The organism is Moorena sp. SIO3I6, from assembly GCF_010672095.1.
In genome coordinates this window covers 35,154-43,974 of record NZ_JAAHHU010000047.1, presented here as the reverse complement: position 1 = coordinate 43,974, position 8,821 = coordinate 35,154, and the positions used below count along the sequence as shown (strand labels likewise).

The window sequence follows — 8,821 nt, the reverse complement described above, 5'->3', positions numbered from 1 at the left end:
GATCAGCAAGCCCAGTGGTTTCAATCACTAAATGGTCAAACTTATCCCGTCTCCGCATCAAGTTACCGATGATTCTAATTAAATCTCCCCGCACGGTACAGCAAATACAACCGTTGTTCATTTCAAATATTTCTTCATCGGCATCTATCACTAACTTATTATCAATACCAACTTCCCCAAATTCATTAACAATTACCGCTACCTTTTTTCCATGCTCGTAGGTCAAGATATGGTTGAGTAAGGTAGTTTTTCCGGCTCCTAAATAGCCAGTTAAAACCGTGACGGGTATAGCGTTATTTACAGTAGTTGCAACCATGGATTTTTGAGTAAAATGAATTAGTTAATTACAGCAATTTTCGCCCCCCTAGGGCGTGTTTTCTTGCCTCGGAGATCCCCCTAAATCCCCCTTAAAAAAGGGGGACTTTGAGAATGGCTCCCCCCTTATTAAGGGGGGCTGGGGGGGATCTAAATCTTGCGGAAAACTTTGAAAACACGCCCTAGGGTTGCTTGGTTTTTCACACTGACCAATTTTAGTGTGGAGTTACATCAGCGGTTTTTAAGACTTTCAATCCTACTGAATACTATCACTAATAGACATATATTTTACTTAAATTTTAACAATTTTTTTCAGTACTATCTCAAAGTATTTAACCGTTTTATGTTATCATAAATATTGCTGAATTATACTAGTCTATATCTAATTTTTTAATAATCGAATATATCTTAATATAACGGTAAATTATCTGGGGCTAATATCGCCGGATCAGCTAAACTAATTTAATTTTGCTTACCTCAATTCCAATCACATCAATTCCCTATAGGAATCCTAAATTAATTGTGATAATTTCTGTTCCCTACTCCCTACTCCCTGTTCCCTACTCCCTACTCCCTACTCCCTACTCCCTACTCCCTACTCCCTACTCCCTACTCCCTACTCCCTACTCCCTTTGTTTTAAAATCTATTAAGATACTATAGCTGTTAATCCGAAGGGAGAAATTCAGCCAATTTGATCGACAAAACCTGGACTAGATAACAGAAAAAGACACAATACTTATTATGGCAACGTTACATGGCAGTTGGATACCTAGGGAAACTAGTGGTCATCTATTTATTTGGGGAGAAACCTGGCGCACGAAGGCACAGATATCAACAACTGCCAATGAGATGTCATCTCACCCCTTTGGGATGACTGAGGAAGAATTGACGTCTTTTTTAGAGTCTCGTAGTCTGTCCATTGGTCAATTTTTAGAGGTGTCTGAGAAGGCTCGTTCAGGTAGTCGTAAGCGTGGCGCTCAACAGCATCACCATCCCTGGGAGTCTCAAATTGTTCTGTTACCTACTGAACCATCATCCAAAGGTGAACCAGCTTATCCAGTGCTGTCTAGCAAAGTGTTTTTAGATAGTGCAGACGATAGTCCAGACGATAGTCCAGAGGCTACCCAGTGGGAATTCCAACCATGGCAAGTGCAAGGGGTAAGTCTGGAACCGATGGCAGCGGTAAGATTTCTGCAAGCTTTACCCCTGGGCTCCTTTGAAGGCTCAGACGCTTACCTGGGAGGGGAGTTGCGTTTTTGGTCTCAGGTGATGCGCTGGAGCTTGGATCTGCTGAATCGGGGTAAGTTTTTACCAGGACTGTACCGATTGCCTGATGGTAAGGTAAGGGCTTGCTGGCAACCTCTGCTTGATAGTACTACCGATCAAGTCCGTCTAGAAACCTATATCAAGCTCATGCCCTCGGCTTGCTGTGCTTATCCACAACAGGTTAGTTCTCCACAGTTGACCCTTGAAAGCTCCAACCTACAACCAACCAACCTACAACCAACCAACCTTCAACCAACCAACCTTCAACCTCCCAACCTTAAACCTGCAACCGATTTGGTTAAGGCTCAGGAATTGCTACTGGGATTCTTGAGTAGTGTGGTTAATACACAGGTGCAGAATTTTGTCAAGGGTGAGTCGGTGCCAGTAGTAGATTCTCCGATGGTGGAATGGTTGCGATCGCTTTCTTCTAATTCAGATAATTCAGAAACCCTAGCCCTAGAGTCAACAACCCTAGGTCGATTAGCCGCAGCCCTCTCGACTTGGAACACTCCGGTGCAACAGAATTTAGTGACACCGACGTCCAAGAGGTTGAGCAACAACCTGTTTCGCACCTGTTTTATCCTGAAACCTCCTACCTCTGATCAAGAGAATTGGGGCTTGGCTTATGGCTTACAAGCGGTTGATGACCCAGACCTGGTGGTGGATGCTGAGACGATCTGGAATTACTCCGGAGAGCGATTGGAGATTAAGCAACGAACTATTGAACAACCTCAGGAAACCTTCCTAAAAGGGTTAGGATTAGCGACTCGACTCTATCCTCCCATCGAACCTAGCCTACACCAACCCCGTCCTGAGTTTTGTGAGCTAACCATAGTAGATGTGTATGAGTTCATTAGGGCTAGTGCATGGCGGTTGCAAAACAATGGCTTGGGTATTGTGCTACCCCCAGGATTGAAACCAGGCACGGGAGCCAAACGCTTGGGGATTAGTCTTGTGGCGGAAGTGCCACCACAAAAGAAGAATCAACGGTTAGGACTCCAAAGCTTACTGAAGTTTAAGTGGCAACTGGCGATTGGAGATAAAACCATCTCGAAGCGGGAGTTTAATCGCTTGATGGCACTGAAATCTCCCCTAGTGGAGGTGGATGGGGAATGGATGGCGTTACAACCGTCCGATGTCCGTGCAGCTCAAGAGATGTTTAAGGGTTCGACAGATAACATGACTCTGTCGGTAGAGGATGCTTTGCGGATCACTACTGGTGATAATAATACCTTGGCAAAACTACCAGTAGTCAAGTTTGAAGCATCGGGAGCGTTGCAAGAGTTAATTACTAACTTACAGGGGAATCAATCCCTGGAGCCGATTCCTCAACCAGCTAGTTTTCAGGGGCAATTGCGACCCTATCAAGCTAGAGGGATGGGCTGGCTGGCGTTTCTGGAACGTTGGGGTTTGGGCGCTTGTCTGGCGGATGATATGGGCCTTGGTAAGACCGCACAACTGATTGCGTTTCTGTTGCATCTTCAGGAAGAAGGTACCCTCAATGGACCCTGCTTAGTGGTATGTCCCACGTCTGTGCTAGGAAACTGGGAACGGGAAGTAAGGAAATTTGCGCCATCCCTGAAAACTATTGTCCATCACGGGGATAAACGCTCCAAAGGGAAAACCTTTGCTAAGGCAGTTAAGACTAAGCAGGTGATCATTACTAGTTATTCCTTAGTACATCGGGATGCGACTACCCTGGATGGGGTGGAATGGCAGGGGGTGGTGCTGGATGAAGCTCAGAATATTAAGAATCCTAGCGCTAAGCAATCCCAAGCGGTGAAGCAACTTTCCACTAGCTTTCGGATTGCGTTAACGGGTACTCCAGTGGAAAATCGGTTGTCGGAATTGTGGTCAATTATCGATTTTCTCAATCCTGGGTATTTAGGCGATCGCCAATTCTTCCAACGTCGATTTGCTGTACCGATTGAGAAGTTTGGCGACCGGGATTCCTTGCAGACCATGCGATCGCTAGTGCAACCGTTTATCCTCCGTCGCCTCAAAACCGATAAGTCTATTATTCAAGATTTGCCAGAAAAGCAGGAAATGAATGTTTTTTGTGGTCTTTCGGCAGCCCAAGCTACGGTTTATCAACAGTTGGTGGATGATTCCTTAGCACAAATTGAAGAGGCTGAGGGGATTAAGCGCAAGGGCATGATTTTGACCTTGTTGTTGAGACTCAAGCAACTGTGTAATCATCCCGCTCTGTTGGAGAGTAAGGGGAAAAAGACTAAGGGGAAAACGGGAGATAATTCGTTGATGTCTAGCCAGCAGTCGGGTAAATTACGACGGTTGGAAGAAATGTTAGAAGAGGCGATTTCTGAGGGAGACCGTGGCTTAATTTTTACCCAATTTTCGGAATGGGGGAAATTGCTGAAACCCTATTTAGAGCACAAATTTGGCAAAGAAGTGTTATTCCTCTATGGCGCAACTCGTAAGAAGCAACGGGAGGAAATGATTGATCGGTTCCAGAATGACCCCGATGGTCCATCGATATTTATTCTGTCTCTGAAAGCCGGTGGCACTGGATTGAATTTAACGAGAGCTAATCATGTGTTTCATGTAGACCGCTGGTGGAATCCAGCAGTGGAAAATCAAGCCACTGACCGCGTCTTTCGGATTGGTCAAAAACGCAATGTTCAAGTCCATAAGTTTATCTGTACTGGTACTGTGGAAGAAAAGATTAATGACATTATTGAAAGTAAGAAACAGTTAGCGGAACAAACTGTAGATGCTGGAGAAGATTGGTTGACGGAAATGAATACGGAACAATTGCGGGATTTGGTGTTGCTTGACCGGAGTGCGGTTATTGATGATTAGGGAGTAGGGAGTAGGGAGTAGGGAGTAGGGAGTAGGGAACAGGGAACAGGGAACAGGGAACAGTGATAATATTTGACTATTTTAGTGCTTAAATTGATTGTTATCACTGCCGTTACAAAGTTTTTTTGTACTGGTCAAAGTATCAGTATAAGTCTTCAAAAGTCCCCCTTATTAAGGGGGATTTAGGGGGATCTCAATCCTTATTAAGGGGAACCAACAGGGAATCAGAATCAGGAATGAACAAAACTGACATACTCCCTTTCTACTCCCTACTCCCTACTCCCTACTCCCTGTTCCCTGTTCCCTGTTCCCTGTTCCCTGGGCGCAGCCCTATAATTTGCTTACCCTTCATGGTCATTTGGCGCAATAGAAGCGAGGGGCTTGATCGTTTTCAAAATCTGATCACCCAGGGTTGCTTGGGCTAGTTCAAGCTCATAATGTTGTTGGAGGTTCAACCAAAAGTGGGGAGTAGTACCGAAGTATCTGGCTAGCCTCAGGGCTGTATCGGTAGTAATGGTTTTTTTGCCGTTTACGATGGCATTGACCTGTGTTACGGGTACATGGATATCCTTAGCCAGTTGATTCTGGCTGATGCCGAATGGTTTGATAAATTCTTCTAGAAGAATCTCACCGGGAGTAATAGGGGGAAGTTTTGTAGTCATTAGTGATAATCCACAATTTCAACATCATAGGCATCTCCATTTTCCCACCTGAAACAGACTCGATGCTGCTCATTGATTCTAATGCTGTACTGACCCTGGCGATCACCCTTTAAAGCTTTTAGTCTGTTACCTGGTGGAACGCGCAAGTCTTTTAGGTCATGGGCGGCATTAAGCATTTTAAGCTTCCTGAGAGCAGATGTTCTAAAATTGGCAAATCGAGAGACGCTGTAGTTTTTGAAAAGCCGTTCGGTATCTTTGCAGCGAAATGATTGTATCATGAATAGTATATTCGGTTTGCCGTTGTCATGCAACATGGAATACAGGGTATCGCTAAAGTTGTCAAGTCTGGAAGATGCAAAGACTTTTTTATGCTAAAGTAGCTATTAAGTAGGGTGGGCAAAATTCTATGATCTAGAATTTTTAAAAGAATCAACCAGTTTTTGCCCACCCTAAAAGCTTTTTCATTTTTGATACTAGTGTTAATATTATGTATGTAAATTTTAGTATAAACTTAAATCCGTTTACCCTGATCCAATCTTTAGGAAATGTGTCAAAGGTATAAACTTCCAGAGCTTCTTCGTAACAAGCGATCGCAAGTTTAAGATTCCGTGCTTTCTGACCTTTGATTCGGTTACGGTAAGCATTTCCCATATTCTTTTGTGTCATTGCCCAATCTTCAGGAAAAGCCTCAAAGGTATAAACTGTTAGAGCCTGTTGGTAACAAGCGATCGCTTCTTCAATATTCTGTGCTTTCTGACCTTTGATTCGGTTACGGTAAGCATTACCGAGATTATATTGTGTCATTGCCCATTGTTCGGGAAATGCCTCAAAGGTATAAACTCTAAGAGCCTCTTGGAAACAAGCAATCGCTTTTTTAAAATTCTGTGCTTTCTGACCTTTGATTCGGTTACGGTAAGCATTTCCGAGATTATTTTTTGTCATTGACCATTTTTCAGGAAATGCCTCAAAGGTATAAACTCTAAGAGCCTGTTGGTAACAAGCGATCGCCTCTTCTATATTCTGTGCTTTGTGACCTTTGATTCGGTCAGAGTAAGCAATACCGATATTATTTTGTGTCATTGCCCAATCTTGGGGAAAAGCTTCAAATGTTCTGACTTTCAGAGCCTGTTGGAAACAAGCGATCGCTTCTTCTAAATTCTCAGCTTTCTCACCTTTGATTCGGTTACGGTAAGCATTACCCATATTATTTTGTGTCATTGCCCATTGTTCGGGAAAAGCCTCAAATGTATAAACGTTAAAAGCCTTTTTTAAACAAGCGATTGCCTCTTCTATATTCTGTAATTTATGACCTTTAATTCGGTCATAGTAAGCAATACCAATATTATTTTTTGTCATTGCCCAATCAATAGGAAATGCCTCAAATGTATAAACTTTAAGAGCCTGTTGATAACAAGCGATCGCTTTTTCTATATTCTGTGCTTTCTTACCTTTGATTCGGTTATCGTAAGCAATACCGAGATTATATTGTGTCATTGCCCAATCTTGGATAAATGCCTCAAAGGTATAAACTCTAAGAGCCTCTTGGAAACAAGTGATCGCCTCTTCTATATTCTGTAATTTATGACCTTTAATTCGGTCAGAGTAAGCAATACCGATATTATTTTTTGTCATTGCCCAATCAATAGGAAATGCCTCAAATGTATAAACTCTAAGAGCCTGTTTATAACAAGCAATCGCTTCTTCTATATTCTGTGCTTTCTCACCTTTTATTCGGTTATCGTAAGCAATACCGAGATTATATTGTGTTTTTGCCCAATCTTTAGGAAATGCCTCAAAGGTATAAACTCTAAGAGCCTGTTTGTAACAAGTGATCGCTTTTTCTAAATTCTGTGCTTTCTTACCTTTGATTCGGTTATTGTAAGCATTACCGATATTATTTTGTGTCGTTGCCCAATATTCGGGAAATGCCTTAACGGTTATGAAGATAAGAGCCTGTTGGTAACAAGCGATCGCATCTTCAATATTCTGTGCTTTCTCACCTTTTATTCGGTTACGGTAAGCAACACCGATATTATTTTGTGTTATTGCCCATTTGTCGGGAAATGCCTTAAAGGTTATGACGGTAAGAGCTTGTTGGTAACAAGCGATGGCATTTTCTATATTCTGTGCTTTCTCACCTTTGATTCGGTCAGAGTAAGCAATACCGATATTATTTTTTGTTCTTCCCCAATCAATAGGAAATTCCTCAAAGGTATAAACTTTTAAAGCTTCTTGGTAACAAGCGATCGCTTCTTCAATATTCTGTGCTTGCTGACCTTTGATTCGGTCAGAGTAAGCAATACCGATATTATTTTTTGTTCTTCCCCAATCAATAGGAAATTCCTCAAAGGTATAAACTTTTAAAGCTTCTTGGTAACAAGCGATCGCTTCTTCAATATTCTGTGCTTTGTGACCTTTAATTCGGTTACGGTAAGCATTACCTAAATTATATTGTGTCATTGCCCATTGTTCGGGAAAAGCCTCAAAGGTATAAACGGTAAGAGCCTGTTGGTAACAAGCGATGGCAACTTCAATATTTTGTGCTTTGTGACCTTTGATTCGGTTACGGTAAGCATTACCGAGATTATATTGTGTCATTGCCCATTGTTCGGGAAATGCCTCAAAGGTTCTGACGGTAAGAGCCTTTTGGTAACAAGCAATCGCTTTTTCTAAATTGTAAGATTTTTCCCCAACAATACGATTACGATAAACACGACCAAGATGATGTAGAGTTTGCGCCCATTCTTGGGATAGAGTTTCCCGGAGACCTAATTGTAAAACAGTTTCTAATCCAGTAAGGGCTATTTCTAAATTACTTGCCCTTCTTCCTAAAGGGAATTTATAGATATCAAGACAAAGACTTTCTACTATTCCAGCAATTGCTTCTTGTTTTTCAGGTTTTAGGTCAGCACAATTATTCAGAAGCCACTGTTCTAAAATTTTGGCAAAAGAGCTATTTAATTTATCAGCATTAGATTCCATAACATCATGAATAGGTTGTAAATCGCCATCATTTTCATACTCTAGCAAGAGGAGCTTTTTTAACAAGTCATAATACTCGTCACTACTATAAACTATATGTTGAGATAAGTCCTGTAGTTTTTGCTGCTCAATATCAGCTTGAAAGGGAGTATAATAGTCAAGCAAATCAATATCTCTATCTACAGGAAACTCGATTACTCCAGAACGCCAATCAAAAAAATCAGGAGCACGACGAACTAAATACTTTAAGGTATATTTCCTAACGGTAAACACTAAGCAGCAATTAAAATCATCTCTAAATCTTTCCCGTTGCCAATTGAGATGACCTAATAAGCTAGCTATCCCATCTTTTGGATAGGATTTTTGAGGGTTTTCAAGGGTATGTTTAATATAATCGTCTAACGCTAAAGACTTTTCAAGGCCACTAATAAATAAAATATCAATGGGATTGTCTTTAACGTTTTCCTCAATCAGATCATATAAATTATAAATAGAATGGTCTAGCTTTAAAACATCAATCGTTTTATCATTAATATCTTGTTGAATTTTTTCAATAATTATTTTTTCTTGTACAGGAGTACACCGCACAAATAAAATTCCAAAGCCTTCACGCCAAGATAAATCCCGTTTTAACCTCAGATAGGATTCTTGTTCATCTGATCTAAATTTTTGTGACTTTGATCTTGACATTGTACTCATTGATTAGTTTGACCCGGTGGTGCGTTACGGGACGGACTGCCCTAATACTGGCTACTTATCACATCAGGGGAAGCCC

The 8,821-nt window shown here is 41.5% G+C and carries 6 protein-coding genes; 2 read left to right on the top strand and 4 right to left on the bottom strand.

Translation table 11 applies throughout. From position 1 onward, the window contains the following. On the bottom strand, positions 1-316 hold a 316-nt coding region (locus F6K49_RS15830), incomplete at its 3' end, for a GTP-binding protein (RefSeq protein ID WP_293098164.1). Positions 317-837: 521 nt separating this feature from the next. Between F6K49_RS15830 and F6K49_RS15825 the strand changes: the two genes are divergently transcribed. Both F6K49_RS15825 and F6K49_RS15820 read left to right on the top strand, forming a co-directional pair. Beyond that, positions 838-966, top strand: coding sequence for a hypothetical protein (locus F6K49_RS15825; protein WP_293098162.1), 129 nt, complete (start codon positions 838-840; stop codon positions 964-966). A 91-nt stretch (positions 967-1,057) separates the two neighbouring features. Next, on the top strand, positions 1,058-4,402 hold the full coding sequence (locus F6K49_RS15820) for a DEAD/DEAH box helicase (RefSeq protein ID WP_293098160.1): 3,345 nt from the start codon (positions 1,058-1,060) through the stop codon (positions 4,400-4,402). Between the two features lie 341 nt (positions 4,403-4,743). On the opposite strand, the gene F6K49_RS15815 is transcribed toward F6K49_RS15820, so the two are convergent. From F6K49_RS15815 to F6K49_RS15805, 3 genes are all read right to left on the bottom strand, one after another. Next, positions 4,744-5,064, bottom strand: a complete 321-nt coding sequence (locus tag F6K49_RS15815; RefSeq protein WP_293098158.1) for a HigA family addiction module antitoxin — start codon at positions 5,062-5,064, stop codon at positions 4,744-4,746. Next, positions 5,064-5,342 carry a type II toxin-antitoxin system RelE/ParE family toxin gene (locus F6K49_RS15810; RefSeq protein ID WP_293098155.1) on the bottom strand — a complete coding sequence of 93 codons (279 nt, stop codon included), beginning with the start codon at positions 5,340-5,342 and terminating at the stop codon, positions 5,064-5,066. The genes F6K49_RS15815 and F6K49_RS15810 overlap by 1 nt, the downstream gene beginning before the upstream one ends. Before the next feature lie 151 nt (positions 5,343-5,493). Then, positions 5,494-8,736, bottom strand: coding sequence for a tetratricopeptide repeat protein (locus F6K49_RS15805; protein ID WP_293098153.1), 3,243 nt, complete (start codon positions 8,734-8,736; stop codon positions 5,494-5,496). Positions 8,737-8,821 lie beyond the last annotated feature (85 nt).

Coding starts and splice junctions, on each gene's coding strand:
- F6K49_RS15805 (WP_293098153.1), bottom strand. CDS start 8,736: ATGTCAAGATCAAAGTCACAAAAATTTAGATCAGATGAACAAGAATCC.
- F6K49_RS15815 (WP_293098158.1), bottom strand. CDS start 5,064: ATGACTACAAAACTTCCCCCTATTACTCCCGGTGAGATTCTTCTAGAA.
- F6K49_RS15820 (WP_293098160.1), top strand. CDS start 1,058: ATGGCAACGTTACATGGCAGTTGGATACCTAGGGAAACTAGTGGTCAT.
- F6K49_RS15810 (WP_293098155.1), bottom strand. CDS start 5,342: ATGATACAATCATTTCGCTGCAAAGATACCGAACGGCTTTTCAAAAAC.